The sequence below is a fragment of the Sphingomonas sp. F9_3S_D5_B_2 genome, from assembly GCF_054263715.1.
In genome coordinates, this window is the sequence record NZ_JBSZFB010000001.1 from 886,538 (window position 1) to 911,687 (window position 25,150).

The 25,150-nt window shown below is 66.0% G+C and carries 26 protein-coding genes; 11 read left to right on the plus strand and 15 right to left on the minus strand.

Translation table 11 applies throughout. The features are described 5' to 3' along the window. The first annotated feature begins 2 nt into the window (after positions 1–2). Positions 3–800, plus strand: coding sequence for a TrmH family RNA methyltransferase (locus ACUXST_RS04270; protein ID WP_458388696.1), 798 nt, complete (start codon positions 3–5; stop codon positions 798–800). 11 nt (positions 801–811) lie between these two features. Beyond that, positions 812–1,192 (plus strand): COG3650 family protein, encoded by a 381-nt coding sequence (locus tag ACUXST_RS04275; protein ID WP_458388697.1) that lies wholly within the window; start codon positions 812–814, stop codon positions 1,190–1,192. Between the two features lie 118 nt (positions 1,193–1,310). Here ACUXST_RS04275 and rmuC read toward each other — a convergent pair whose 3' ends face one another. Next, complete coding sequence (gene rmuC / locus ACUXST_RS04280; RefSeq protein WP_458388698.1) at positions 1,311–2,711, minus strand: DNA recombination protein RmuC; 1,401 nt, start codon at positions 2,709–2,711, stop codon at positions 1,311–1,313. A 93-nt stretch (positions 2,712–2,804) separates the two neighbouring features. Between rmuC and ACUXST_RS04285 the strand changes: the two genes are divergently transcribed. Continuing rightward, positions 2,805–3,197, plus strand: coding sequence for a four-helix bundle copper-binding protein (locus ACUXST_RS04285; RefSeq protein WP_458388699.1), 393 nt, complete (start codon positions 2,805–2,807; stop codon positions 3,195–3,197). Here the strand turns inward: ACUXST_RS04285 and def are convergent. Together def and recR are read right to left on the minus strand one after the other, a co-directional pair. Then, positions 3,194–3,733, minus strand: coding sequence for a peptide deformylase (gene def, locus ACUXST_RS04290; RefSeq protein WP_458388700.1), 540 nt, complete (start codon positions 3,731–3,733; stop codon positions 3,194–3,196). The genes ACUXST_RS04285 and def overlap by 4 nt on opposite strands. Before the next feature lie 31 nt (positions 3,734–3,764). Then, positions 3,765–4,361: a recombination mediator RecR gene (gene recR / locus ACUXST_RS04295; protein WP_458388701.1), complete on the minus strand. Its 597-nt coding sequence runs from the start codon at positions 4,359–4,361 to the stop codon at positions 3,765–3,767. Positions 4,362–4,409: 48 nt separating this feature from the next. Between recR and fmt the strand changes: the two genes are divergently transcribed. Continuing rightward, positions 4,410–5,309: a methionyl-tRNA formyltransferase gene (gene fmt, locus ACUXST_RS04300; protein ID WP_458388702.1), complete on the plus strand. Its 900-nt coding sequence runs from the start codon at positions 4,410–4,412 to the stop codon at positions 5,307–5,309. Further along, on the plus strand, positions 5,306–6,064 hold the full coding sequence (gene truA / locus ACUXST_RS04305) for a tRNA pseudouridine(38-40) synthase TruA (RefSeq protein ID WP_458388703.1): 759 nt from the start codon (positions 5,306–5,308) through the stop codon (positions 6,062–6,064). The genes fmt and truA overlap by 4 nt, the downstream gene beginning before the upstream one ends. Here truA and trxB read toward each other — a convergent pair whose 3' ends face one another. From trxB to tpiA, 6 genes are all read right to left on the minus strand, one after another. Next, entirely contained in the window at positions 6,065–7,030 is a 966-nt protein-coding gene (gene trxB / locus ACUXST_RS04310) for a thioredoxin-disulfide reductase (RefSeq protein ID WP_458388704.1), read from the minus strand. It abuts the gene before it with no gap. A gap of 50 nt (positions 7,031–7,080) precedes the next feature. Continuing rightward, positions 7,081–7,227, minus strand: a complete 147-nt coding sequence (locus ACUXST_RS04315; protein WP_458388705.1) for a lmo0937 family membrane protein — start codon at positions 7,225–7,227, stop codon at positions 7,081–7,083. 74 nt (positions 7,228–7,301) lie between these two features. Continuing rightward, positions 7,302–8,936: a CTP synthase gene (locus tag ACUXST_RS04320; protein ID WP_458388706.1), complete on the minus strand. Its 1,635-nt coding sequence runs from the start codon at positions 8,934–8,936 to the stop codon at positions 7,302–7,304. A gap of 72 nt (positions 8,937–9,008) precedes the next feature. Continuing rightward, positions 9,009–9,392, minus strand: a complete 384-nt coding sequence (gene secG, locus ACUXST_RS04325; protein ID WP_458388707.1) for a preprotein translocase subunit SecG — start codon at positions 9,390–9,392, stop codon at positions 9,009–9,011. Positions 9,393–9,453: 61 nt separating this feature from the next. Beyond that, positions 9,454–9,972: a hypothetical protein gene (locus tag ACUXST_RS04330; protein ID WP_458388708.1), complete on the minus strand. Its 519-nt coding sequence runs from the start codon at positions 9,970–9,972 to the stop codon at positions 9,454–9,456. A gap of 77 nt (positions 9,973–10,049) precedes the next feature. Continuing rightward, positions 10,050–10,802, minus strand: a complete 753-nt coding sequence (tpiA, locus tag ACUXST_RS04335; protein WP_458388709.1) for a triose-phosphate isomerase — start codon at positions 10,800–10,802, stop codon at positions 10,050–10,052. A gap of 121 nt (positions 10,803–10,923) precedes the next feature. Here tpiA and ACUXST_RS04340 point away from each other — a divergent pair, with 121 nt between their 5' ends. The 3 genes from ACUXST_RS04340 to ACUXST_RS04350 all read left to right on the plus strand — a co-directional run bounded on the left by ACUXST_RS04340 (position 10,924) and on the right by ACUXST_RS04350 (position 13,969). After that, positions 10,924–12,864, plus strand: coding sequence for a peptidyl-prolyl cis-trans isomerase (locus tag ACUXST_RS04340; protein WP_458388710.1), 1,941 nt, complete (start codon positions 10,924–10,926; stop codon positions 12,862–12,864). A gap of 89 nt (positions 12,865–12,953) precedes the next feature. Beyond that, positions 12,954–13,616, plus strand: a complete 663-nt coding sequence (gene lexA, locus ACUXST_RS04345; protein ID WP_458388711.1) for a transcriptional repressor LexA — start codon at positions 12,954–12,956, stop codon at positions 13,614–13,616. 8 nt (positions 13,617–13,624) lie between these two features. Beyond that, positions 13,625–13,969 carry a VOC family protein gene (locus ACUXST_RS04350; protein WP_458388712.1) on the plus strand — a complete coding sequence of 115 codons (345 nt, stop codon included), beginning with the start codon at positions 13,625–13,627 and terminating at the stop codon, positions 13,967–13,969. Positions 13,970–13,971: 2 nt separating this feature from the next. Here the strand turns inward: ACUXST_RS04350 and ACUXST_RS04355 are convergent, their stop codons facing one another. The 3 genes from ACUXST_RS04355 to ACUXST_RS04365 are packed head-to-tail and all read right to left on the minus strand — an operon-like array spanning position 13,972 to position 16,346. Further along, positions 13,972–14,244 (minus strand): DUF4242 domain-containing protein, encoded by a 273-nt coding sequence (locus ACUXST_RS04355; RefSeq protein ID WP_458388713.1) that lies wholly within the window; start codon positions 14,242–14,244, stop codon positions 13,972–13,974. 51 nt (positions 14,245–14,295) lie between these two features. Beyond that, positions 14,296–15,615, minus strand: a complete 1,320-nt coding sequence (locus ACUXST_RS04360; protein WP_458388714.1) for a ComEC/Rec2 family competence protein — start codon at positions 15,613–15,615, stop codon at positions 14,296–14,298. A 56-nt stretch (positions 15,616–15,671) separates the two neighbouring features. Continuing rightward, complete coding sequence (locus ACUXST_RS04365) at positions 15,672–16,346, minus strand: DUF4131 domain-containing protein (protein WP_458388715.1); 675 nt, start codon at positions 16,344–16,346, stop codon at positions 15,672–15,674. A gap of 125 nt (positions 16,347–16,471) precedes the next feature. Here ACUXST_RS04365 and gltX point away from each other — a divergent pair, with 125 nt between their 5' ends. Together gltX and ACUXST_RS04375 are read left to right on the plus strand one after the other, a co-directional pair. After that, on the plus strand, positions 16,472–17,896 hold the full coding sequence (gene gltX / locus ACUXST_RS04370; protein ID WP_458388716.1) for a glutamate--tRNA ligase: 1,425 nt from the start codon (positions 16,472–16,474) through the stop codon (positions 17,894–17,896). After that, positions 17,893–19,191, plus strand: a complete 1,299-nt coding sequence (locus ACUXST_RS04375; protein ID WP_458388717.1) for a citrate synthase — start codon at positions 17,893–17,895, stop codon at positions 19,189–19,191. Before gltX ends, ACUXST_RS04375 begins: the two co-directional genes overlap by 4 nt. On the opposite strand, the gene ACUXST_RS04380 is transcribed toward ACUXST_RS04375, so the two are convergent. From ACUXST_RS04380 to ACUXST_RS04390, 3 genes are read right to left on the minus strand one after another with little or no spacing between them, the layout of a single operon-like run. Beyond that, positions 19,188–20,519, minus strand: coding sequence for a sensor histidine kinase (locus ACUXST_RS04380; RefSeq protein ID WP_458388718.1), 1,332 nt, complete (start codon positions 20,517–20,519; stop codon positions 19,188–19,190). The two genes, ACUXST_RS04375 and ACUXST_RS04380, sit on opposite strands and share 4 nt — an antisense overlap. Continuing rightward, on the minus strand, positions 20,519–21,556 hold the full coding sequence (locus tag ACUXST_RS04385; protein WP_458388719.1) for a DUF2336 domain-containing protein: 1,038 nt from the start codon (positions 21,554–21,556) through the stop codon (positions 20,519–20,521). Before ACUXST_RS04385 ends, ACUXST_RS04380 begins: the two co-directional genes overlap by 1 nt. Positions 21,557–21,583: 27 nt before the next feature. After that, positions 21,584–22,774 (minus strand): hypothetical protein, encoded by a 1,191-nt coding sequence (locus ACUXST_RS04390; RefSeq protein ID WP_458388720.1) that lies wholly within the window; start codon positions 22,772–22,774, stop codon positions 21,584–21,586. A gap of 81 nt (positions 22,775–22,855) precedes the next feature. On the opposite strand from ACUXST_RS04390, the gene ACUXST_RS04395 reads away from it, so the two are divergent. Then, positions 22,856–25,150, plus strand: coding sequence for a hypothetical protein (locus tag ACUXST_RS04395; RefSeq protein ID WP_458388721.1), 2,295 nt, complete (start codon positions 22,856–22,858; stop codon positions 25,148–25,150).

Genomic DNA, 25,150 nt, shown 5'->3' on the forward strand with positions numbered 1-25,150 from the left:
GCATGCCGCGCCAGGTCACGGCATTCTCCAACGCAACCGTGAAGCGCCTGCGCTCCCTGCGCGACAAGAAGGCGCGGCGCAGCGAAGGGCTGTTCCTGGCCGAGGGGTTGAGGATCATCGCCGAGGCGCGCGACAGCGGCAGGCTGCCGGAGATCATCGCCTTCTCGGCTGAAGGCGCAAAGCATCCGCTTGCCGCCGAGATCATCGCCGCGACGGAAGCGGCAGGCGGCGAGGCGATCGAGACGTCCGCGGACATCCTCTCCAAGATGTCGGGGAAGGACAATCCGCAGATGCTGCTCGGCGCCTACCGGCAATCGGAGACATCGCCGAAGCTGATTGACCGGTCCGCGTCCTCGCTGTGGATCGTTGCCCAGGCCCTTCGCGACCCTGGTAACATCGGGACCATCTTGCGGACCGGTGATGCCGTCGGCGCCGGTGGGTTGATCCTGATTGACGACTGCGCCGATCCCTATTCCGTCGAGGCGGTCCGAGCTTCCATGGGCGCGGTGTTCACCCAGCAGGTGGCCGCTGCGCGCTGGCCTGAGTTCCTGGAGTGGCTGCGTTCCGGCCGCGGCCAGTTGGTCGGAACGAGCCTCAAGGCCACGCACGATTATCTCGATGCAGATTATAGCGAACCGTGCTTCCTCCTAATCGGCAACGAGCAGCAGGGCCTGCCGCCCGAGTATGAGGCCGCGTGCGACTTGCTGGTGAAGATTCCGATGGCGGGCCGGGCCGACAGCTTGAACGCTGCGGTGGCCACGGCCGTCATGTCATTCGCCATCCGGGCGAGTTGGCGCTAAACGGTCCGCCCATGAAAAGACTTGAAACCGCCGTCGCGACGCTGCTGCTGAGCGGCTGCATGGCTCCGCCCCCGCCGCCTTCACTGCCACCGCCACCGCTACCTGCCCCCGTCCCTGCTGCCGCTTCATATCGCGCGACCGGGACCGAGCCGTTCTGGGGACTGGTCATCGACGAGCGCGAGATCACCTTCACTGCGCCGGACACGCAGCCGATTTCACAGCCTCGCCCGCAGGTGATCGTCGGGTTCGCCGGCGAGATCTACAACACGCCCCGGATCCACGTGAACATCGTTCACGGTCAGTGCAGCGACGGGATGAGCGACCGCACCTACCCGGACAAGGTCCAGGTCGACGTGGACGGACGCCGCTTCAACGGCTGCGGCGGCCTCTAGCCTCGGGTCGAATGTTCCCAATGTTCACGGTAACGGAGCGGTTGCGGCGCATCCTGCCTGAGGACCGATAAGCCTTTCAGCAGACGAGCAGCCAAACTCCTATTTGGCAAGTCTTCGCCTATTCAGCCGCGATCTGCGGCGCCTCGTCGGTGTCCGGCCTCGGCCCCAGCTTCGTGAGCGGCCGTGGCGCGATCTCCAACATTGGCGGGGTCTCGAGCGCCTTGGCGCTCCCCGCTCCCAGCGCCTCGAAGCGCTTGGCCTGGCTCAGCACCTGGCTTTCGAAGCTGCCGACCATCTGGTTATAGGCGCCGTTCGCGGTAGCGAGGTTTTTGCCGACCCGCGCCATATGCTCGTTCATGGTTGCAAGGCGCGAGTGCAACTCCTTGCCCAGGCTCGCGATTTCACTGGCCGCTTCGGCTAGTTTCTCCTGCCGCCAGACGCTTGCGACCGTCCGTGCGATGGCCACCAGGTTTGTCGGCGTAGCAAGCAGCACTCGGTCCTTGAACGCCTTCTCCCAGAGCTCCGGATCCTGCTCGAGCGCAGCAGTCAGGAAGTGCTCCCCCGGAATGTACATGATCACATAATCGGCAGCGTCGCCGAACTGCGACCAGTAAGCCTTGGAGCCGAGCTGCTGCGCATGCCGCTGGATGGACGCGACGTGCGCCTTGAAGCAGGCCGCCCGGCGGTCCTCGTCGACTTCCTCGCAAGCCTCCAGGAAGGCGTTGAGCGAGCACTTCGCGTCGATGATCAGTTTGCGCAGGGAGGGCAGATTCACGACCGCGTCGGGGCGCAGCCGCCCGTCGTCGGTGTTGACGGAGACTTCCATCTGAAAGTCGATGCCCTCGACCAGCCCGGACTGCACCAGAACGTTGCGCAAGCTCTGCTCGCCCCAGCGACCGCGGGTCTTGGGAGCCGAGCGGAGAGCATTGACGAGATTGCGCGTCTCGTCGCGCACCTGCCCCTGCCCCGTCCGCACGAGATCCACGACCTCGCGAAGGCCGGCGTAATGGTCGACCCGCTCCTTTTCGATCGTCTGCAGCTTCTCCTGGTAGCTCTTGAGAAGCGCCTCCACCGGCGTGACCGTCTGCGTAAACCTTTCTCCGGCCTGTTCGAGGAAGGTCTTGCGGGCATCGCCGAGGAGCTTCCCCGCAATCTCCTGAAACTGGGCCGACAGGCTCTCCTTGGCGTCCTTGATCTCCGCGAGCCTTGCTTCGAACGCCTTCTCGCGCTCCTCTTCGCCACGGCGGTAGGCCGCGACTTCCGCCTTCAGCGTGCTGGCGACACCCCGTTCTGCCGCCAGTTGGGTTTCCAGATCACCGAGGCGACGGGTCTTCTCCACTTCGCCTGCGAGGTTGACGACCGCTTCGTTGAATTTCAGCCGCCAGCCCTCGGCGTCGGCGCGCGCCTGATCACGTTCCCCAGTCAGCGGTCCCGTCGACCGGCTTGCCAGCAACCAGCCAAGGATCACCCCGACCACAAGTGCGCCCAACGCAACCAGCAGTGCAAACAGCGCACTCATCACCGTGACTCCCCCGGAACAGAATGGGAACTGTAAGCCGCGCGGACCCAGCGCTCAAGCGGAACGTTAGCCTGTCGGAGCGAGGAGAAAACAATGTCCATTCGCAAGATGATTTCACTGCACCCCGATGTTCAGGGGCACGTCAACCAGCCGCTGGGCGATGCGGTTCATCACCTCATGTATTGCGCGAAGATGTGCCTGAGCTGCGCCGACGCATGCTCGGCCGAGAAGATGGACATGCACCAGTGCATTCGCATGTGCCTGGACTGCGCCGATATCTGCGAGGCGACGTGCAGCATCGCGCTTCGTCGAACCGGATCGAACGAGCAGGTGATCCGCGAGATGCTGGAGCTGTGCGCGCGAGTTTGTGACGCCTGCGCGGCCGAGTGCGAAAGCCACGACCACGAGCATTGCAAGCTATGTGCCCAGATGTGCCGTGAATGTGCCGAGGATTGCCGGAAAGCGGATGCCTCGATCGGCGCCTAAGCGGCCTTTTTCTGCTGCTCTTTGCGGAGCTTGGCAATCTTCTTGAGGATCATGTCGCGCTTCAGGCGTGACAGATGGTCGATGAACAGGACGCCGTTGAGGTGATCCATCTCGTGCTGCAGGCAGGTCGCCAGCAGCCCGTCGATCTCTTCCTCGTGAACAGTGCCGTCGAGGTCTTTCCAGCGCGCCTTGATTCGGTCGGGCCGGTCGACTTCCGCGTACTGGTCGGGGACAGACAGGCAGCCCTCGTTATAGGGGACGTCCTGATCGGAGTGCTCAAGGATCTCGGGGTTGATGAAGACCTTCGGGTCCTTGACCGGCTCGCCGTCCTCTTCGACCGGCTCCTGAAGGTCGATGACCAGCACGCGCTGGGGGACGCCGACCTGGATGGCCGCCAGACCGATGCCCGGCGCGTCGTACATCGTCTCGAACATGTCGGCGACGAGGATGCGCAGGTCCTCGTCGAACCTTTCGACGGGCTTCGAGATCTCGCGCAGGCGCGGGTCGGGGACTTCGAGGATGGGGCGAATGGCCATGGTGCTGATTTAGTCGTTCGGGACTGTTGCTTCAAGCGATGGGGCGGCGGGCGCGCAGCGCCTGGGCCAGAGTCCCCTCATCGAGATAGTCGAGCTCACCACCGACGGGAAGTCCGTGCGCCAACTGGCTGAGACGTATGGGGAAGCTTTCGAGTCGCTCGGCAAGATAATGGGCGGTGGTCTGGCCCTCCAGGGTGGCGTTCATTGCAAGCACGACCTCGTCGATGCCGCCTTCGGCGACCCTGCGGACGAGCTGGTCGATCGTGAGGTCCTCCGGCCGCACGCCTTCGAGGGCGGAAAGGCGGCCGCCCAGGACATGGTAGCGGCCGGGGAACAGGCGGGAGCGGTCGAGCGCCCACAGATCGGCGACCTCCTCGACCACGCACAGCGCCTTGTCGTCGCGGCGGGGATCCCGGCAGATCGAACACGGGTCGGAGGTGTCCACGTTACCGCAGATGGAGCAGGTCGAGAGGCGATCAGCGACGCTCTGCAGCGCGGTGAGAAGCGGCTGCAGCGTCGTTTCGCGGCGCTTCATGAGGTGCAGGACGGCGCGGCGTGCCGAGCGCGGGCCGAGCCCCGGCAGTCGCGCCAGCGCCTGTGTCAGCGCTTCGATCTCCTGGGACGCCATGGTGGCACTTCTTGACCGGCGGACACGCCGCCCGCAAGTGCGGGCGCGATGCGCATCGTCTTCATGGGGTCGCCGGATTTCGCGGTGCCGAGCCTCGACGCTCTCGTCGCGGCCGGTCACGACATCGCCGCGGTCTATTCGCAGCCACCACGGCCGGCAGGCCGCAGCAAGGGCGAGCGCAAGACAGCGGTGCACCAGCGGGCGGAGCAGCTGGGGATCGAGGTTCGCACGCCGCGCTCGCTCCGCGATGCCGAGGAACAGGGGCTCTTCCGGGGCGTGGACGCCGACATTGGTGTCGTTGCCGCGTACGGCCTCATCCTCCCGGCGCCGATCCTTGAGGCCCCGAAGGCCGGATGCGTGAACGTCCATGCGTCGCTGCTGCCCCGCTGGCGCGGCGCGGCACCGATCCAGCGCGCGATCCTTGCGGGGGACGAGGTGAGCGGCGTCACCATCATGCGGATGGACGAGGGCCTGGATACCGGGCCGATGCTGCTCAAACGCGAGCTCGACATTCGCGGGAAGAATGCCGGGCAAGTCACTGACGAGATGGCGAGACTCGGCGCGGCTGCGCTGACCGAATGGTTGGATCACCCTGGCCCACCGGTCCCGCAGCCTGATCAAGGCGCGACTTACGCTTCCAAGGTCGACAAGTCCGAAGCACGAATCGACTGGAGCCGGCCCGCCGAGGAGATCGAGCGTCAGGTGCGGGCCTTTTCGCCGGCGCCGGGCGCCTGGTTCGAGGCCGGTGGGGAGCGCATCAAGCTGCTCGCCGCTGCACCCGTGGACGTAACGGGAATGCCGGGCGAGGTTCTCGACGATCAGCTGAATATTGCCTGCGGCCTGCAGGGCCTCCGCCCACTGCGCGTGCAGAGGGCCGGGCGCGCGCCTATGACGCCTGACGAGCTGTTGCGCGGTTTCGCCATACCGAAGGGCACGATCCTGCCGTGACGCGCTGGCGGCTGACGGTGGAATATGATGGCGGTCCGTTCATGGGCTGGCAGCGGCAGGACCACGGGCCGTCGGTTCAGCAGTCGCTGGAAGAAGCGCTGGAGCGGATGAGCGGCGAGAAGGCCGTCTTCACTGCCGCCGGCCGCACCGATGCCGGGGTGCATGCTCTGGCGATGAGCACGCATGTCGAACTCTCCAAGCCGCTGACCGCGCACCGGCTTCGGGAGGGCCTTAACGCACTCGTGCGGCCGCAGCCGATTTCGGTTCTGGACGTCGCTGAAGTCGCGGACGACTGGCACGCGCGCTTTTCATGCGTCGGGCGGCATTATCTCTACCGTATCCTGAGCCGTCGTGCTCCGCCGGCGCTGGATTCGGGCCGCGTGTGGCATATCCCGGTGCCGCTCGACGCTGAGGCAATGCGCGAAGGAGCGGCACACCTCGTGGGGCGACACGACTTCACGACCTTCCGCTCAGCTCACTGCCAATCAGACAGCCCCGTGAAGACCCTCGATCGGCTGGAGGTCAGCCAGCACGGCGACGAGATCCACGTCGCGGCGGGCGCGCGCAGCTTCCTGCACCATCAGGTCCGGTCGATGGTTGGCTGCCTGGCGCTGGTCGGACGCGGACAGTGGAAGTCCGGCGACATCAAAGCGGCGCTCGATGCGGTCGACCGGAATGCCCTGGGCCTGAACGCCCCGCCGCACGGCCTCTATTTCGTTGAGGCTATCTACGAGAGGAAAGCTGCAAGCCGCTGATTACTCGGCGGCAATGGCCTCGTACTCCTGGGCAGCAAGATATTTCTCGGCATCTAGAGCGGCCATGCAGCCGGTGCCGGCAGCGGTCACGGCCTGCCGGTAGATCTTGTCCATCACGTCGCCGCAGGCGAACACGCCGGGAATGTTGGTGCGGGTCGTTCCGACCTCGACCTTGATGTACCCGTCTTCGTCCAGGTCGAGTTGCCCCTCGAACAACTCGGTCGCCGGCTTGTGGCCGATCGCCACGAACGCGCCTTCTACCTCGATCCGGCTGATTTCGCCGGTGCGGCGATTGCGGAGATCCAGGCCGACGAGCGCCTCCGGCTCCCCGCCGGCGACGAACTCGGCGACTTCCGAATCCCAGACGATGTTGATGTGCGGGTTGGCGAACAGCCGGTCCTGCAGGATCTTCTCGGCGCGAAGGCTGTCGCGGCGGTGGACCAAAGTGACGTCATGACTGTGGTTGGTGAGATAGAGCGCTTCCTCGACCGCGGTGTTGCCGCCGCCGATCACCGCCACCTTCTTGCCGCGGTAGAAAAAGCCGTCGCAGGTGGCGCAAGCCGACGCGCCCCTGCCCTTCATATGCTCCTCGGACGGAAGCCCCAGCCAACGGGCCTGCGCTCCGGTCGCGATGACCAAAGCGTCGGCGAAATATTGGGTATCACTGTCACCGGTCAGCCGGAACGGACGCCGCGATAGATCGACTTCGGAGATGTGGTCCCAGACGACCTTGGTGCCGACGTGCTCCGCCTGCGCCTGCATCTCCTCCATCAGCCACGGGCCCTGGATGACGTCGCGGAAACCGGGATAGTTCTCGACGTCCGTGGTAGTGGTCAGCTGGCCGCCGGGCTGGATGCCCTGGATAACAATCGGGCTAAGGCCGGCGCGCGCTGCGTAGATGGCCGCGGTGAAGCCGGCCGGGCCTGAGCCCAGCACAGCCAGACGCGTCGAAATGCTGTTGGTCATGGCGTTGCTTTAGGGTCGGTTTACCGCCCTCGCAACGCCATCAACGAAGGTCAGACGGCGCGGCGGCCGGCGACGAAGTTCCAGATGAGGACGATGACGCCAATGACGAGGAGGATGTGGATCAGGCCGGCACCGACGTGAAAGGCAAAGCCGAGGGCCCACAGGATGAGAAGAATGATGGCGATGGTCAGAAGCATGTGAATTTCCTCGTCTTGGACGCGCTACGGGGCCGTAACGGTCCAGCTCCGACGCTGTTCCGCGAGGCGGAGGCTCAGACGAGGCGCGACTGCTTGACGGCGGCCTCGATGAACCCGGCGAACAACGGGTGCGGCTCGAACGGACGGCTCTTGAGTTCCGGGTGGAACTGGACACCGATGAACCATGGATGGTCCGGACGCTCGACGATCTCCGGAAGCTGGTCGTCTGGCGACATGCCGGAGAAGACAAGGCCAGTGCCCTCCAGGGCGTCGCGATAGTGAATGTTGACCTCGTAGCGGTGGCGATGACGCTCGCTGATGTGGTCGGCGCCATAGATTGAGCGAACGACGCTGTTGCCGTCGAGCTTGGCCGGATAAGCGCCGAGCCGCATCGTGCCGCCAAGATCACCATCGGCGGCACGCTTCTGCAGCCCTTCCTGGCTCATCCACTCCGTGATCATGCCGACGACCGGCTCCGGCGTTTCGCCGAACTCCGTCGTCGACGCCTCTGTGATCCCCGCCAGGTTCCTGGCGCCTTCGATGCACGCCATCTGCATGCCGAGGCAGATCCCGAAGAACGGGATCTCCCGTTCGCGGGCGAACTTGACGCTGGAAATCTTGCCTTCGCTGCCGCGTTCGCCAAAGCCGCCGGGGACGAGGATGCCGTGGAGAGGCTCGAGCTCGGCCACGATGTCGGCTTCGGGATGCTCGAACAGTTCGGCGTCGATCCACTGGATCTTCACCTTGGCGCGGTTGGCGATGCCGCCATGGACGAGCGCCTCCCGCAGGCTCTTGTAGGCGTCCGGAAGGCCGACATACTTGCCGACGACGCCGATCGTGACCTCGCTGTCGTGATGGTCGATGCGGTCCATGATGTCGCGCCAGCGGGACATCTCCGGCGGCGGGGCATCGGTGATGTGGAAGGCGCGGAGGACTTCGTCATCTAGCCCCGCCTCATGATATTGAAGCGGCACGTCATAGATGTTGCGCGCGTCGAGTGCCGGTATGACCGCCGACTTCGGAACGTTGCAGAACAAGGCGATCTTCTCTCGCTCGCTTTCCGGCAGCGGGCGGTCGCAGCGGCAGAGAAGCACTTCCGGCTGGACGCCGAGGCTCGACAGTTCGCGCACCGATTGCTGCGTCGGCTTGGTCTTCAGTTCGCCGGCGGCGGCGATCCAGGGCACCAAGGTAGTGTGGACGCTGACGGTATTGTCGCGGCCGAGGTCGTTGCGAAGCTGGCGAATGGTCTCGACGAAGGGCAGGCTTTCGATGTCGCCGACCGTCCCGCCGATCTCGCAGATCACGAAATCGATGCCATCGATGTCGCTGAGCGCGAATTCCTTGATGGCATTGGTGACGTGCGGGATCACCTGAACGGTGGCGCCGAGATAGTCGCCGCGCCGCTCCTTGGCGATGATGTCGCGATAGATGCGGCCGGTCGTGACGTTGTCCGACTGGCGCGAACTGACGCCGGTGAAGCGCTCGTAATGGCCTAGGTCGAGGTCCGTCTCCGCACCGTCGTCCGTCACGAAAACCTCGCCGTGCTGGTACGGCGACATCGTACCGGGATCGACGTTCAGATAGGGGTCGAACTTGCGAATGCGGACCTTGTAGCCGCGCGCCTGAAGGAGCGCCCCCAGCGACGCCGAGAGGAGGCCTTTACCAAGCGATGAGACCACGCCGCCGGTGACGAAAATGAACCGCGCCATGGGAATCGAGGCTTAGGGGTGCAGCCGCCGCTTGGGCAAGCGGCAGGCCGAAAAAAATATTGGGACAGGCGCTTACTGGGCCAGCGGGACAGCCGGCGCGGTCTGGTTCGACGGCGCCACCGTGTTGGTCGGAGCAGCCTCGTTCGTCGGCGTGACCTGCGTCGGCTGCGGGGCGGGCGCAGGCGTGTGCGCAACCGAGTTGGCAAGCGAGGTATCGATCGTCGGCGCCTGGCGGGTGACGCCGGCAATCGCCGCCATGACGATCGACAGGACGATGAACACGCCGCCAAGGATGGAGGTCGACCGGGTCAGGAAGTCCGCCGCGCCGCGCGCGGTCATGAAGCCCGACGAGCTACCGCCGACGCCGAGGCCGCCACCTTCCGAACGCTGCATCAGGATCACTGCGACGAGCGAGGCAGCAACAAGGGTCTGGATGATCAGCAGGAAGGCGAACATCGGAAGCTTTCTGATTGGAAGTGGCCGCCAATATAGGCGGCCACCCCGACTTTCAATCGCTTCACTCGCCGCTGGCGGGAGTCGCGGCCTTCTGGAGCTCGGCCTGGACCTGGTCGGCGGTGAGGCCGGTGGTCACCGTTCCGTCAGGGTTGCCGCGAACGCCCGAGCGGGGAATCTTCAGCTTCTGCGTGCTGCTGACGGCGATGGTCACCCACTCGGCGTCGGCGCTCTCGATGGTGCCGATCTGCGTTCCGGCGGCGCCCTTCACGACCGCGCCAGTGCGCACCGAGGCGTCAGCGGCGGCAAGGCCCTTCTCGATCTCCGCATTGAGCTGGGCCTGGCTCATGCCGAACAGCAGCTTGCCGTTGGCGGCAGTGAAGCTGCCCTTCGACAGCACGGCCTGGTGCTTGTCGGTTTTCACGGTGAGGTTGTCGCCGTTCACGCCGATCACTGTCCCGACCGGAGCGCCACTGGCATCGGTGACCTGCATGCCGACGTTGATCGCCTGGGCAACAGCGGCGGTCGCAGGGAGCAGGAATGCGGCGAGAGCGAAACTGACCTTCGACTTTGAAAACACCATCACTTCTCCATGAACGAGTTCAACTGGAACGTTGGGGCGAGTGTAGCGACCGCCGGCTTATTCCTCGCTGAATGACTTCAACTCTGCTCGGCAGCAGCCGCGACGATCGGCAGGAAATCCGCTGCCTTCAAGCTTGCCCCGCCGACGAGGGCGCCGTCGACATCGGGCGTCGCAAATATCTCGCGCGCGTTCGAAGGCTTGACCGAACCGCCGTAGAGGATGCGCACGCCGGACGCCGCGGCTCCGAGGTGATCGGCGAGGCATCGCCGCAGCGCCGAGTGCATTTCCTCGATATCCTCGCAGGACGCCACTCGTCCGGTGCCGATCGCCCAGATCGGCTCGTATGCGATTGCCAGCGCATCGGACGGCTTCGAGATGACGGGCAAGGACGCCGCAAGCTGTTCGGTGACGAGGGCGAGCGCGTTACCGGCTTCGCGGGTTTCGAGGCTTTCACCCACGCACAGGATCACGTCGAGGCCGCAGCTCAATCCGGCCCCTGCCTTTGCCCGCACCTCTTCGTTGCTCTCGCGCTGCGCATCACGCCGCTCCGAGTGGCCGACGATGGTCAACTTGGCTCCGGCGTCCAGCAGCATCTGCGCCGAAACGCAGCCCGTGTGCGCACCCTTCTCGGCGTGATGGACATCCTGTCCGCCAATCGTGAACCCGGGCGCTGCTCGGGCTGCACGTTCGACCAGTATCGCGGGCACACAGAGCGCCACATCCACCTGCGGGTAATCGCCAGCAGCAGCCGCAATCGCACGCAGCTCCTCGAGATCCGACGAAAGCCCGTGCATCTTCCAGTTACCGGCAACGAATTTCCGAAGCGTCATGCATTCCCCCTCTGACCCCGCTTCCCGTAGCCGCCGCTGCCGCCGAGGTGAAGCGGTCCGCCTTGATGCTGTCGGACGCCACCCCTAAAGCGACCACCTGTCCCCTCGTCAGCAGGCTTCCATGCAGTCCACATTCCGCCGAATCGCGAAATCCAAGGTAGGCAAAGCGGTCGCGGCCTTCTTTCTGATCGCGATCCTGGCATCCTTTGCGATAAGCGACATTTCGAACTTCGGTTCCGGCAAGCTCGGCTTCGGACTGGGCAGCTCGACGCTCGCAAAGGTCGGCAGCGCGCAGATTACCGAGCAGGAAATGAACGACGCGATGCAGAAGCGGCTGCAGGAGGTCCGGGAACAGAACCCGACGGCAACCTATGCGGACATAGCCGGCGACTTCGACCTCATGCTCGACCAGCTCATCGACCAGAAGGCGCTCGTGGCCTTCGCCGACAAGGCTGGCTTTCCGATTTCCAAGCGGCTCGTGGACGCAGAGATCAGCCAGATTCCTGGCGTGCGGGGGTTGAACGGCAAACCAAGTGTCGAGGGCTACCAGGCATTCCTGGCGCGGAGCCGCCTGAACGACCGCGACGTGCGCGAAATCCTGGGTGCGCAGGTCGCGGCCCGGAACCTGATCGTGCCACTCGCCGCCGAGGCCCGCGTCCCCGTTGGCGTCGCGACGCAATATGCAGCAGTGCTGATGGAAGCGCGCGAGGGTCAGGCTGCAGTGCTTCCAGTCACGCTCTTCGCCCAGGGGCTGAAGCCGGGCGACGCGGACATCCAGCGCTTCTACGCGGCCAACCGCAACCGCTACATGGTTCCCGAACAGCGCTCCCTGCGCTTTGCCCTGATCACTCCGGGTCAGCTCGGATCGATTACGGCCACCGACGACGAGATTGCCAAATACTACCAGGCCAACCAGGCGACTTACGCGGCAAAGGACACCCGCACGCTGAGCCAGGCAGTCGTGCCGGACCAGAAGACCGCGCAGGCAATCGCCGACCGTGCCAAGGCCGGTGCGACCATCGCGGCTGCCGCGGCCCCGGCGGGCAGCAATGCCGCCGTCACCACCGTGACCGAGCAGACCCGCCAGGCGTATGCGTCGATCGCGGGCGAGCGCGCCGCACAAGCTGCCTTCTCCGCCGCGACAGGCGCCATCGTGGGCCCGGTTCAGTCCGACTTCGGCTGGGTGGTCGCAAAGGTCGATTCGGTGAAGCTGATCGGCGGAAAGAGCCTCGAGCAGGCGCGCTCCGAGATTGCGGCGAAGCTGACCGCCGACAAGCGCAAGAGCACGATCGAGAACCTGTTTGACAAGGCGCAGAACGCGCTCGACGGCGGCAGCAACTTCACCGAGGTCGCGACACAACTGAAGCTCCCCGTGACCACGACCCCGCTCGTCACTGCGCAGGGCACCTCGCGCAACGATCCCAACTTCAAGCTCGGCCCGAACCTGGCGCCAGCCGTGAAGTCGGGTTTCGAGATTGCGCCGAATGACGAGCCGGAGATCGCGACTCTTCCGAATGACGGCGGCTACGCGATCGTCTCTCCGGACCAGATCGTCCCCGCAGCACCCGCGCCGCTCGCGAGCATCAAGGACCGGGTGGCCAACGACTGGATCCAGACGGAAGCGCTAATCCGCGCCCGCAAGGCAGCGGACCAGATCGCGGCGAAGGCCTCGGCCGGCATGTCGCTGGCCGATGCCGTCAAGCAGAGCGGAGTGAACGCACCCATTCAGCCGCTTTCCGCGCGCCGCATCCAGATCGCCCAGAGCAGCCAGCCCGTGCCGCCGCCCGTGCGGGTCCTGTTCTCGCTCACGCAGGGCAAGAGCCGCGCCGTTCCGGACCAGCAGGGGCGTGGCTTCTTCGTCGTCAAGGTCAACAAGATCGTACCCGGCAACGCGCTTTCGCAACCCGCAATAATCGGCAGCATGACGCATGAGCTGCAGCGCGCAACCGAAGACGATTATGCACGTCAGTTCCTCGCTGCCATCCGTGCCGAGCTGAAGGTGCAGCGCAACGAGAGCGCCATCGCGGACGTGAAGCGGCGCTTGGCGACAACGGCGAGTTAAACACCCGGGCGCAGGCGACTTGACGGCCAATGTCATGTTGCCTACACGTTCTCCGTTCGTTCCATAACGGAACGGGGGAGTAACGCCACATGCTCACCGCCAAGCAGCGCGAGTTGCTGATGTTCATTCGCGAACGTCTCGACGACAACGGCGTTTCGCCGAGCTTCGACGAGATGCGCGAGGCGCTTGACCTCAAGTCGAAGTCCGGGGTGCACCGGCTCATTTCAGCGCTTGAGGAACGTGGGTTCATCCGCCGCCTCCCGAATCGCGCCCGGGCGCTGGAGGTGGTCAAGATTCCGGAGACCGTGGCCACAAACACGCCGGCGCCACCGCCTGCCCAGCTTCGCCCTGCACTTCCCGCGGCAGCGAACGACACGCTCGAAATCCCGATGCATGGCCGGATCGCGGCCGGAACCCCGATCGAGGCACTGCAGGGCACGGAATCCTTCTCTGTTCCGGCGGCGCTGCTCGGTCCGGGCGAACATTACGCGCTCGAAGTCTCCGGCGACTCCATGGTCGACGAAGGGATCCTCGACGGCGACTTCGCATTGATCCGCAAGGTGGATACGGCCCGCGAAGGGGAGATCGTGGTCGCGCTCATCAACAACGAGGAAGCGACGCTCAAGACGTTCCGGCGTGAGGGCAATATGATCCGCCTCGATCCCGCCAACCGGAATTACGAAGCCCAGCGCTACCGCCCCGAGCAGGTCAGCATCCAGGGCCGCCTCGCCGGCCTGATCCGCCGGTACTGAGCCCCGCAATGGCTGGACCGCGCATCGACTATGTGGAACTGCCGAGCGCAACCGCGCACGAAGTCACGGGCGCATTCTACGCCAAGGCGTTCGGCTGGGAGTTCACGAACTACGGGCCAGACTATTCGGCAACGACGACGGGCGATGTCGATGTCGGCCTCAACGGACAACCTGACGAGGCGCTTGCAGCCCCCCTGCCCGTCGTTCGCGTGCAGGACCTGGAGGCTGCATTCGACGCCGTCGTGAAGGCCGGCGGCACCATCGCCAAACCGATCTTCTCGTTCCCGGGCGGCCGCCGATTCCAGTTCATCGATCCGGCGGGCAGCGAGCTTGCCGTCTGGAGCGAGACCTAGGCCTACTCCGCCGTCGTCGGGTCGATAACGCTCCGAACCTGCGAGATGCTGTTGGCCGGGAAGCCGCCACGCTCGGCGTGGTCGCGGATCATCTGCTCGTTAGGGGCTCGGTAGATGCAGTAGATTTTGTCGTCGGTGACGTACGAGTGGACCCACTGGATCTCGGGTCCAAGGTCACGCAGGACCGAACAGCTGGTCTGTGACGCACCCTGGAGGTCGCTGGGACCTAACGAACCGACACCCGGCATTTCACGCTCGATCACATATTGCGGCATGTTGACCTCCCCTGTTGGAGGCGGTCCTCATACGCCATTCCGGAGCGATCGTCAGTAGCGCCAGGGGTGCTGCTCCACGCGCTCGGCGACGGTCTCGACGTGCGGCGAGGAGCCGAGGTAGAGGGCGACGCCGCCGCTTTGGCGGAGCGACGTTCTGTCGAGCTTGAGCCAGCCCGGTGCGCAGCCGCGGGGCAGCCGCCGGTCCGAGACGACGATGTCCGCCGCTTTGCAGGCGCCGGTGAGCGTCTGCCACCCGATCCGCGTCGATGAACGGGTCGCCAGCAGCCGCCATTCCGCGTTCGGTTTCCGAATCACGGCGGCACAGCTGTCGCGAGTGCACGAACTGAATGCCGTGGAGCCCAGGTTCGCAGGCTGCCCGTCGAACCCGGACGCTTCCGCAAACAACTGCCGCACGTAGTCGCCAGCGGCGTCGCGCAGGAGCAAGGGTTTGCCGTCTTCCACGACCACCAGATGACGGCCATCGCCGGTCACGAGCACGTCCGGCGCCGGTGCCGCCCAGGCGGCGATCGCACCGATGGCGATCGGCACAAGCCCGAGAAGCCGCAGGCGCGTGCTCCACAGGCACAGCCACAGCCCGCCAGCGATCATCAGCCCGAACGCCCACGGCGGCATCGACGGAAGCATTGCGACCGCACCCGGCACCGCCGCCACGGCCCTCGCGAGGCCTAGCAGCAGCTTCAGCGAAAGCTCCGTCAGCCACCACAGCGGCTTCCCGAGGCCGATCAGGTCAAGCAACAGGGCTCCACCTTCCAGCGGCATGATTGCGAAGGTAGTCAGCGGGATCGCGATGATATTCGCCCCCACGCCGTAGAGGCCGGTGCGATGAAAGTGGAACAGCGCCATGGGCATGAGCGCGACTTCGACGGCGAGACCGGTGAGGACGATGCCAGCAAGTGCGCGCAGCGTGCGGCCGATTACCCCCTCTTCGCGCCGCTCCAGCAGCCGCCGTGCCCAGCGCGTCGAATGCAGCGCGATAATGGCGGTCACCGCGCCGAAGCTCATCTGGAAGCTCGGGCCGGCGAGCGCCTCGGGCCGGAACAGCAGGACGGCCAGCGCGCCCACCGCCACGAGACGAAGGCTGATGGGCTCTCTGCCGAGAGCAATGCCAAGCAGGACCAGCACCGCCGCGACACAGCTTCGCACGGTCGGCACCTGCGATCCGGTCAGCAGGGTGTACCCGATGCCGGCGGCGGCAGCGATCGCCGCGGAGACCAGCACGAGATTGAAGCGAAGCGCGAGCCGCTCGCTCAGCGCGAGGAGCTTCAGGCTCAGAAGCATGGCCGCGGCGACTACGGCAGCGATGTGGAGTCCGCTTACCGACAGCAGGTGCGTCAGGCCGCTGCTGCGCATGGCGGCGGCATCGGCTTCGCTGACGCTGTTCTGATCGCCGGTGACCAGTGCGACCGCTATCCCGGCCTCATCCGTGGGAAGGCTGGCGCGGACATGATCGCCGAGGCGCTGCCGGACGCGATCGAGGCGCTCGGCGGACGCGATGTGGTGACCTCGACGGGTCCAAGTGCCTTGCCTACCGCCCCGATCTGCCGGAACCAGGCATCCTTCGCGAAGTCGTAGGTTCCGGGAAGCGCCATCGAAGGCGGCGGCGCCAGGCGCGCTCGTAATCGCACCTCGCTCCCGCTCGCAAGGCCCGCCGGCGCCTTGTCGGCGTCGATGGAAACCCGCACCCGGTGCGGAAGCGCGGGGTCGGCGGTTATCAGAGTCAAACGGACGGTTCCCCGCGCGACGAGCCGCTCCACGGTCTCCACCCGTGCATCCAACGAAACGACCGTGGGCCGCGCGAGGCGCGGCGCCGATACCCATTCAGCGCGAGCCCAGACGAGAGCGCACCCGACAGCCATTGCAAGACAGAAGATTCCGGCCGATCGCCCCGCCCTTCCGGCTCCGGACAGCAACCCAGCCAGGAACAGCGCGGCGCCGATGCACAGCACCGCTAACCACTGCTTCGGGCTGCCCAAGGCGAACCAGGCGGCGATCCCCGCGCCGAAGCCGACCGCGAGCCACGGCGGAAGCTGGGCGCGCTCCGCCTCGAGCAGGCTTTCCAGCCTCTCGTTCCAAGCGCTCAAACGCGCCTTCCAGTAGCCCCGAGCCCGCTGTGGAAGAGGCGCACCCGCTATGTTAGGGGCGCTCATCCATTGCATTTCGCCATGCAAAAAAGAGCAAAGCGCGCCCAAGCGCAAGCGGAGAAACATTGACTAGCGCAAGCGATCACTCGCCGCCCGAGAAGCCCGTCGTCACCCGTTTTGCGCCCTCGCCGACCGGCTTCCTGCACATCGGCGGAGCGCGGACGGCGTTGTTCAACTGGCTGTTCGCCCGCCACCATGGCGGCAAGTTCCTGTTGCGCATCGAGGATACGGACAAGGCCCGCTCCACGACCGAGGCCATCGACGCGATCCTCGACGGGATGAACTGGCTGGGCCTCGATTGGGACGGACACGAATATTACCAGTCGCAGTTCTGGGCGCGCCATGCCGAAGTCGCCCACCGCCTGGTGGAGCGCGGCGCCGCCTACCGCTGCTACATGACGCAGGAAGAGCTTGCGGCTCAGCGCGAGGCTGCGCAGCGAGAGCGCAAGCCGTTCCGCATCAACAGCGCCTGGCGCGACATCACCGACGAACAGGCGGGCAGGCCGTTCGTCATCCGCCTGAAGGCGCCGCGCGAAGGCGAGACCGTCATCGACGACCGCGTGCAAGGCCGCGTGACGGTCCAGAATGCAGAGCTCGACGACTTCATCCTGCTGCGGTCCGACGGGACGCCGACCTACATGCTTGCGGTGGTCGTCGACGATCACGACATGGGCATCACCCACGTGATCCGCGGTGACGACCATCTCAACAACGCGTTCCGCCAGCTCGCCATCATCAAGGCGATGGGCTGGCCGGAGCCGGTCTATGCCCACGTGCCGCTGATTCACGGCCCTGACGGAGCGAAGCTGTCGAAGCGCCATGGCGCGCTCGGCGTCGACTCGTATCGGGACGAACTCGGGCTCCTCCCCGAAGCCGTGTTCAACTATCTGCTTCGGCTCGGCTGGGGACATGGTGACGACGAAATCATCTCCCGCGAGCAGGCGATCGAGTGGTTCGGGCTGGAGAATGTGGGCAAGTCGCCTTCCCGCTTCGACTTCAAGAAGCTCGAGAACCTCAACGGACACTACATCCGTGAAGCGGAAGACGAACGCCTGACCGAGCTGGTAGCGGCCAAGCTCGGCCTTACCGACGAGCGCAGGGCGCTGCTGTTGCACGCCATGCCGGAGCTGAAGGCTCGGGCGCACACCATTCACGAGCTCGGCGACGGGGCCGCGTTCCTGTTCGCCGAGCGGCCGCTGGCGCTGGACGAGTCCGCTGCAGCGCTCCTGAGCCCCGAGTCCCGTCCCCTCCTCCGGGCTGCGCATGACGCCCTTGCGGTTGTCGAGGACTGGACCAAGGAATCGACCGAGCAGGCGGTGCGCTCCGTCGCAGACAACCAGGGCGTCAAGCTCGGCAAGCTTGCGCAGCCGCTCCGAGCGGCGCTTACGGGCCGCACCAGTTCGCCCGGCATTTTTGACGTCCTCGTGTTGCTGGGTAAGGGCGAAAGCCTGAGCCGTATCGCCGACCAGTTAGTGGAGCCGAATGAATGACCGACAAGACCGTAGCACTGAGCACCCCGGCGGGTAATTTCGATTACCCGGTCCTGGACGGCTCCGTCGGTCCCGAAGTGATCGATATCCGCAAGCTCTATGCCCAGACCGGCATGTTCACTTACGACCCGGGCTTCACCTCGACGGGAAGCTGCGAGAGCGCGATCACCTACATCGACGGCGAAAAGGGCGTCCTCCTCCACCGCGGCTACCCGATCGAGCAGCTCGCCGAGCACTCGACCTTCATGGAAGTCTCGTACCTGCTGATCCACGGCGAGCTTCCCAACCAGGAGGAGCTCGACAGCTTCGTCCACACCATTTCGCGCCACACCATGGTGCACGAGCAGCTCGCGACCTTCTTCCGCGGGTTCCGGCGCGACGCGCACCCGATGGCGATCATGTGCGGCGTCGTCGGCGCCCTGTCCGCTTTCTACCACGACAGCACGGACATCACCGATCCCGACCAGCGGATGATCGCGTCTCACCGCCTGATTGCGAAGATGCCGACGCTGGTGGCGATGGCGTACAAGTACAGCCTCGGCCAGCCCTTCATGTTCCCGCAGAACAGCCTGACTTACACCGGGAATTTCCTGCGCATGACGTTCGGCGTTCCGGCTGAGCCGTATGAGGTCAACCCGATCATTGAGCGGGCCATGCGGCGGATCTTCATCCTCCACGCCGACCACGAGCAGAACGCGTCGACGTCAACCGTTCGCCTGGCGGGTTCTTCCGGAGCGAACCCATTTGCGTGCGTCGCGGCGGGCATCGCCTGCCTGTGGGGCCCGGCGCACGGCGGCGCCAACGAGGCTGCACTCAACATGCTCCGGGAGATCGGGACGACGAAGCGGATCCCCGAATATATCGCCCGCGCCAAGGACAAGAACGACCCGTTCCGGCTGATGGGCTTTGGCCACCGCGTCTACAAGAACTTCGACCCGCGCGCGAAAGTCATGAAGGCGACGGCGGACGAAGTGCTCAAGGAGATGGGCGTCGACGATCCGGTGTTCGACGTCGCTCGCGAGCTCGAGCAGATCGCGCTCAAGGACGAGTATTTCATCGAGAAAAAGCTCTATCCCAACGTCGATTTCTACTCGGGCATCATCCTGTCGGCGATCGGCTTCCCGACCGACATGTTCACGGCGCTGTTTGCGCTGGCCCGGACCGTCGGCTGGGTTGCCCAATGGAACGAGATGATCTCGGACCCCGAACAGAAGATCGGCCGCCCTCGCCAGCTCTATGTCGGCGAGCCGCAGCGCGACTACGTTCCGGTCGAAAAGCGCGGCAGCGCCGCCTAGGCGCTCGGCAGCGTCAGGGTAAAGCGTGCGCCCTCTCCGGGCGTGCTTTCCAGCGTCACGTCGCCGCTCATCGAGCGGGCAAGGCGCCGCGAGATCGCAAGCCCCAGGCCGGTGCCGCCGAGCTGCTCGTCGGCGCGCTCGAACCGCTCGAAGATCCGCTGCTGATCGGCGGGCGCGATGCCCGGCCCCTGATCGGACACGGTCACGGAAGAGCTTCCGGCGGAAGCCGAGAAGTGCAGCTCGACCCGGCCACCTTCGGGCGAGTGGCGGACGGCGTTGCCGATCAGGTTGACAAGGATCTGAATCACGCCCCGCTCCTCACCGCTTGCGGGCAGGGCCCCGCTCTCGTCGGCACGGATCTCCACGCGCCGCTCTTCGGCGGCAGCTTCGAGCATTACCACGGCTTCCGCAGCCAGTGCAGCCAGATCGACCGTGGACGGCGCCTGCGCCGGCTCCTCGTTCATCGACTGCACGACGGACAGCAGGTGCCGGGCAGCCGCGGCGATGTCGCCACCGTAGCCGGCGTAATTGTTGCGAAGCGGCCCGTCGGCGCGATCGAGGATTCGCTCGGCGCCCTCAATGATGCGGTCGAGCGGCGAACGCAGTGCTTCGTCCAGGGCATGGTCGAACGCAGCGCTTCGTGACGGCGCAGCCGCCGGCTCTTCGTCGCCGGTCTGCGCAGTGCCGCGAAACCCGGCGAAAGCACCGTCGGTGCCCGTGTCGACCTCGCCGCTGAGAACTAGCGTCTTGCCGTCATCAGACCGGGTACGCGCGGCCTGTCCCGAGAAGCTGCTTCGGCTTGCAAGTGCAAGGAGCAGCGGCAAGTCGCCTGAATCGTCTTCCTCGAGCCGGAGCACGCGCGTCAGAGGCTTTCCGGTCGCCTCGGCAACGTCGACGCCGAGATATTCCGCGAGGCGGTCGGACATGGACGTCAGGCGAAGCTGATCGTCGACCGACCATTGATTGGGTTCAACGGCCGGAGTCGCCTCGGGTGGAGCACCGCCGAGGATGGACGCGAGGCGCGGGCCGGCGGCGGGGCGGCTCGTCCAGTTCTCGAGCGAGAGCAGGACGTCTTCGCCGTGCGGCGAAGCGCGAACCACCAGTTCGATGTCTTCATCGTTGGATGCCACGACCGCGGGCCGTGACACCGGGATTCCGAGCTTGCGCGCAAGTTGGGCGATGGCGGCGACCTGCGGCAGGGCCAGGGTCTTGCCGAGCCCCGATCCGGCGTCGCACTGCAGCCGCTCCAGCTCGGGATCAGCGCTCACCAGGCGGCCGGAGCCGTCGAGGCGGCCAGCAACAGCTTGTTCGGTCGGGAGGCTCGCCATCAATGCTGATCCATCACTGTCACGGCACGACGGTATTGCGGGTCTGTCGTCAACCACGCGCGACGGTCCTCGACTTCCGCTTCGTCCATCATGTCGAATATCGAAATGGCTGTGCCCGGGTCGCTGAGGCCCAGGAGGTCGCCGACGCCGGCAAGCATCCCGGCAGCCGACTGGCGCGAGACCCCGCCCATGCGCAGCAGCGCCATGGCCCGGCCCGAATCGCCGGACATCAGCTCGTCGAAGGCAATCCCGCCGTGAATGTCCGCACGTTTGGCGAGGGCTTGCGCGACAAAGATCATCTCGCCCTCCAAGGCGGCGCTGAGCATCAGATCGTCAGTCAGCGCCTGCTCGTGGTGAAGCAAATCAACGAGTGACGCCGTCAGGCTGTCGAGGCTGTTGGCGCGATCCTGGCGAGCGACGACCTCGCGGGCTGCGGCAGCGAGCATGCGATCGACCTCGGCTGGCCGGCTCGTCTTCGACAGATCCGACCGCATGAGGGCCGCGACGGCGTGGACGAGGGCCGACGCTTCGTTGTCAGAGAGATCGTCGAAGTGCAGCAGGCACTGGCCGAAGGGATCCCTGCGACGCCCGCGGGCAATGATCAGCGACATCGCGGTGGCCGCCACCTGGCCATTGGAATGACTGACCAGGCCTTGCAGGACGCGGGCATCCCTGCGGCCGCTGCGGGACCTGGCTGCGCTCGATACCCTTTCCTCGTCGGCTCGGCGGAGAAGCAGGCGAACAAGTTCGGTGCGGTCCAGGAGGCCGGCCTCGGCAAGCCGCTGCGTCAGCGGAAGATTGCCGTCGTCGTTCGCGGCCGCTGATACCGGCAGAGCCGCGCGGAGCTGGTCGACGACGTCGCTGACCAGGCAATGGAGCATCGCTGTCATCAGCGCCCGCTCCTGCTCGCTCAGGCGGTCCGCCGGGCTCAGGAAGAAGTCTGTGCGGACAGTCCGCAGACGGTCGCGACCGCCTGTGCCCGGCGGTGCGTTTGGCTGGTCCTCAAGACTAGCGCGGATCGGCCATTCCTCGGGCATCATTCGACCCCAATTATCCGGCGGAGGTTAACTTCGGGTCAACCCAGCGAGTGCCCGCCGCACGTGCTGCACCAGGAAAAAGCTCGCACCGGCATAGACAAGCAAGGTCAGCAGGTAGGACGTCCAGGCACCGGCAACTGCAAAGGGAACGGCGAGCAGGATCGCATTGCGACGGGAGAACAGCCACACGTCGGATTCGGCACCCGGCTGCCCTTCGAGCCGCGTCGCCTCGGCAAAAGCGCCCGCCGCCAGAGCGGTGACGAGCGCGCCCCAACCTGTGTTGTGGCGCATCTCCCAGAGTCCGAGCGCGCCCAGCGCCAGCCCCGCTGCCGGCCAGAGGAGCCGGGCAGCCCAGGACCTCGCGGGCAGCGGCCGCAATCGCAGCACCGCGAGGCGGCGGGCGATCAGGTCGAGGGGAGCCGACAAGCCGAGTAGCACCAGGCCTGCGCCCAGCCACCCGCGTGTGAACGTCACCGCCGCGGCGATCGTCAGCAGCAGCGCTCCCCACATCAGCCACGCCGGCTTGACCGAAGTGTCCATCAGCTGCGCGGTCGCAAGCTCCTCCACCGGCGCGAAAACGAACCGGCTGGCCCAGTCGTCACGCGGCTGGCGCGAGCCGGCGACGAGATGGCTTTGAAAGACCTGGAGCTGTTCTGCGGTCTCGACGAGCAGCGGTTCGGAGTCCTTCTCCACCGCGAGGCGGCGCGCACCATCTTGCACCGCCCTCCGCAACAGCGTGGATTGAAGATCCCAGTCCCCGAGGATTGCCGCCGTCGCGCCAAGCATGTGGGAATCCGCAATCGCGATGCCCGCCCAACGGGACTGCGCGTCGATCCGTTCGTTCTGCTCGTGCGAGGCGTCGTCGGGCACCGTCGCGATGACGGGTTCGGCATCTTCGGCGAGGTCGAACAGCAGCTGGGCGGGTGGCGCAATCCCATCGCCGATCATCAGCACGCTCGACCCGGCCTCGAACCGCGTGGCGACTTCGTGGACGTCGCTGACCGGGAACACGCCGTAGCCGTCGCCGCGCAGGCGCTCGAACGCGTCCTGAAGCGCCTGAGGCACCCGCTCGACCATCACCACGATCGGAGCAGCGCCCGCCGCAGCCGCGCAGCGCACCTGATATTCGAGCAGGGTCCGCCCGGCGAGCGGCAAGAGCGCACGCAGTCCGCCGGAATCGTCCTCCAGATAGGCGCCAAGCAGCGCGCCTAATGCCATTCCCTACCCCTTCGGCAACCCAGCGTCGGGCCCCTCTCTAATCGCTTTCGCCCACGGGCAAAGATGGTAAACTGCCATGCCATGATCCCAAGCCCACAGCGCTCCGAGCCGCTTGCACCGCCAGCGGAAGACGTCGAACCGCTCGAATTGGACGGTGAAATCGCCGCTCAGCCGACGTTCGACACCGATCAGTGGGCCGAAGCGCAGAGCGCCGGCGGCCGGCAGGTTCTCGGTGCCGCACTGACGGTCATTGCCGCGCTGTGGCTCGCCTACACGGCTTGGTCGGCCGGGCGTTCGCTCGGTGGTCAGCCGCTCTCGTCGCCGCTGATCGCACAATGGGTTGCGATCGCCGCCGGTCCGCTAGCCTTGCTGGGCCTCGTCTGGCTGATGTTTGGCCGAACGCGGCGCAAGGAAAGCGAGCGTTTTACGCAGTCGGTGATCGCAATGCGGTCCGAGGCGCGCTCGTTGGATGCACTTTTGGCCGTGTTATCGCAGCGGATCAGCGACAGCCGGTCCGAACTGACAACCGTAGCGCAGCAACTGATGCGGCTTGGCGATGATGCCAGCGACCGCCTGTCCGGGATCACCCGGCAATTCGAATCGAGCAGCGATCGCCTCGCCCGCCACGGCAGCGCCCTCGATCGTGCCGCCGAATCGGCGCGAACCGATATCGCGGTGCTCCTCGACGACCTGCCCCGGGCCGAGGCTGCGGCGCGCGGCGTCTCCGAGCAGCTGCGGACCATTGCCAGCGAGTCGACCACCAGGGCCGGCGAGCTTGGCCAGCAGGTCGCCGCGCTTGCCCAGCACACCCGCGACACCGAGACCAGCGTCGACGAGGCGACACGCCGGCTGACCGAACACCTTGCGACCATCGACACTGCCGGTGCATCTGCCGCCGACCGCCTCAACCAGGCGGAGAAGAGCTTCTCCGGCGCGCTCGACCTGCTGCTCGACCGCACCGTTGCCACTCTCGACCAGATCCGCGCCGGTATGGATGCACAGTCCGCTGCAGTATCCGCACTGGTGCACCAGGCTTCCGCTGGCATCGGCCGCGCCGGCGCCGAAGCCGCCGAAGGCCTTGCCGGCAACCTCGATCGCGCGACGGAGTCCATCGAGGGCCTCTCCGGCCGTGTTGCCGAGCAGGAACGCGCCTCACAGCGGATGATTGCCGAGATCGACCGCGGGCTCGCGATGATCGACGAGCGCTTCACGCATCTGGCATCCCAAGGCGACGCGCGAGCCAACCGCTTCCTCGAATCGCTCGCCCGGGCTCGCGCCGAGCTCGACCAGCTCGGATCGCAGGCCGGCACGCAGGAGCATGCGATCGGCGCGATCTCGGAACGCACCGCATTGCTCCGCGAGAGCATCGAGCAACTCGCCGACGAGGTTCGTGAGCGCGTCGGGACCGCAATCGGGGAAGCACAGGGCAGCACCGATCGCCTGATCGAAGCCGCTGCGGCGGCCCGGCCCGACATCGGCTGGGTGCGCGACGCTGCCGTCGAGGCGAGCGAACGAATTGCCGGAGCGACAAGCCAGATCGGCGAGCAGCATGTGCGTTTCGCTGGACTGCTTGCCGACGTAGACGACGGGGTCGGCAACGCCAGGTCGCGCATAGAGGAACTCGCAGGGGCGATTGCCGGTGCCCAAAGCGAAGCGGCCAGCCTCAGCGCCGAAACGGCCCCGGCGCTGGTTGCAGCGCTCATGCAGGTCAAGGACGCTGCATCCCACGCCGCGGAACGCGCCCGAGAGAGCATCGAGGCGATCATCCCGGCAAGCGCTGGCAAGCTGTCACAAGCCGCGCGCGAAGCGCTTGAAAAGGTCATCCGCGAAAGCATCGAGGAGCGTCTCCGGTCGGTGGAAACGGTGGCGGCGATCGCTGTCGACTCGGCCCGTGCTGCTTCCGAACGCCTCACGCAGCAAGTGATGAGCCTCGGCCAGAGCGCGCTAGCGCTCGAGCAGCACATGGAGGAAACCAGCAAGGAGCAGCGGGAGAAGGACAGTGAAGCCTTCGCGCGCAGGGTCTCGATGCTGATCGACTCGATGCACTCGGCTGCGATCGACGTGGGCAAGATCCTGTCCGACGAGGTCGACGAGCGCGCCTGGGACTCCTACCTCAAGGGCAATCGCGGCGTGTTTACGCGGCGGGCCGTGCGCCTTCTGAATGGCAGCGAGACTCGCGCTATCCGTGCGCATTACGACGCCGAGCCTGAATTCCAGCAGTCGGTGAACCGGTACATCCACGACTTCGAGGCAATGCTCCGGCGCGTCCTTGCGGAGCGGGACGGAGCGATTATTGCCGTGACGCTCATGTCGTCTGACATGGGCAAGCTCTACGCCGCGCTTGCTGAGTCGATCAAACGAGGGTGGACCCAATAG

What these genes read in the sequence shown, in the direction of transcription:
- ACUXST_RS04340 (WP_458388710.1), top strand. Translation starts at nt 10,924, where the DNA reads ATGCAGTCCACATTCCGCCGAATCGCGAAATCCAAGGTAGGCAAAGCG.
- ACUXST_RS04395 (WP_458388721.1), top strand. Translation starts at nt 22,856, where the DNA reads ATGATCCCAAGCCCACAGCGCTCCGAGCCGCTTGCACCGCCAGCGGAA.
- ACUXST_RS04375 (WP_458388717.1), top strand. Translation starts at nt 17,893, where the DNA reads ATGACCGACAAGACCGTAGCACTGAGCACCCCGGCGGGTAATTTCGAT.
- ACUXST_RS04350 (WP_458388712.1), top strand. Translation starts at nt 13,625, where the DNA reads ATGGCTGGACCGCGCATCGACTATGTGGAACTGCCGAGCGCAACCGCG.
- ACUXST_RS04355 (WP_458388713.1), bottom strand. Translation starts at nt 14,244, where the DNA reads ATGCCGCAATATGTGATCGAGCGTGAAATGCCGGGTGTCGGTTCGTTA.
- ACUXST_RS04320 (WP_458388706.1), bottom strand. Translation starts at nt 8,936, where the DNA reads ATGGCGCGGTTCATTTTCGTCACCGGCGGCGTGGTCTCATCGCTTGGT.
- ACUXST_RS04285 (WP_458388699.1), top strand. Translation starts at nt 2,805, where the DNA reads ATGTCCATTCGCAAGATGATTTCACTGCACCCCGATGTTCAGGGGCAC.
- secG (WP_458388707.1), bottom strand. Translation starts at nt 9,392, where the DNA reads ATGTTCGCCTTCCTGCTGATCATCCAGACCCTTGTTGCTGCCTCGCTC.
- def (WP_458388700.1), bottom strand. Translation starts at nt 3,733, where the DNA reads ATGGCCATTCGCCCCATCCTCGAAGTCCCCGACCCGCGCCTGCGCGAG.
- ACUXST_RS04380 (WP_458388718.1), bottom strand. Translation starts at nt 20,519, where the DNA reads ATGGCGAGCCTCCCGACCGAACAAGCTGTTGCTGGCCGCCTCGACGGC.
- ACUXST_RS04275 (WP_458388697.1), top strand. Translation starts at nt 812, where the DNA reads ATGAAAAGACTTGAAACCGCCGTCGCGACGCTGCTGCTGAGCGGCTGC.
- fmt (WP_458388702.1), top strand. Translation starts at nt 4,410, where the DNA reads ATGCGCATCGTCTTCATGGGGTCGCCGGATTTCGCGGTGCCGAGCCTC.
- ACUXST_RS04360 (WP_458388714.1), bottom strand. Translation starts at nt 15,615, where the DNA reads ATGCGCAGCAGCGGCCTGACGCACCTGCTGTCGGTAAGCGGACTCCAC.
- ACUXST_RS04330 (WP_458388708.1), bottom strand. Translation starts at nt 9,972, where the DNA reads ATGGTGTTTTCAAAGTCGAAGGTCAGTTTCGCTCTCGCCGCATTCCTG.
- ACUXST_RS04315 (WP_458388705.1), bottom strand. Translation starts at nt 7,227, where the DNA reads ATGCTTCTGACCATCGCCATCATTCTTCTCATCCTGTGGGCCCTCGGC.
- trxB (WP_458388704.1), bottom strand. Translation starts at nt 7,030, where the DNA reads ATGACCAACAGCATTTCGACGCGTCTGGCTGTGCTGGGCTCAGGCCCG.
- ACUXST_RS04385 (WP_458388719.1), bottom strand. Translation starts at nt 21,556, where the DNA reads ATGCCCGAGGAATGGCCGATCCGCGCTAGTCTTGAGGACCAGCCAAAC.
- rmuC (WP_458388698.1), bottom strand. Translation starts at nt 2,711, where the DNA reads ATGAGTGCGCTGTTTGCACTGCTGGTTGCGTTGGGCGCACTTGTGGTC.
- lexA (WP_458388711.1), top strand. Translation starts at nt 12,954, where the DNA reads ATGCTCACCGCCAAGCAGCGCGAGTTGCTGATGTTCATTCGCGAACGT.
- recR (WP_458388701.1), bottom strand. Translation starts at nt 4,361, where the DNA reads ATGGCGTCCCAGGAGATCGAAGCGCTGACACAGGCGCTGGCGCGACTG.
- ACUXST_RS04270 (WP_458388696.1), top strand. Translation starts at nt 3, where the DNA reads ATGCCGCGCCAGGTCACGGCATTCTCCAACGCAACCGTGAAGCGCCTG.
- tpiA (WP_458388709.1), bottom strand. Translation starts at nt 10,802, where the DNA reads ATGACGCTTCGGAAATTCGTTGCCGGTAACTGGAAGATGCACGGGCTT.
- ACUXST_RS04390 (WP_458388720.1), bottom strand. Translation starts at nt 22,774, where the DNA reads ATGGCATTAGGCGCGCTGCTTGGCGCCTATCTGGAGGACGATTCCGGC.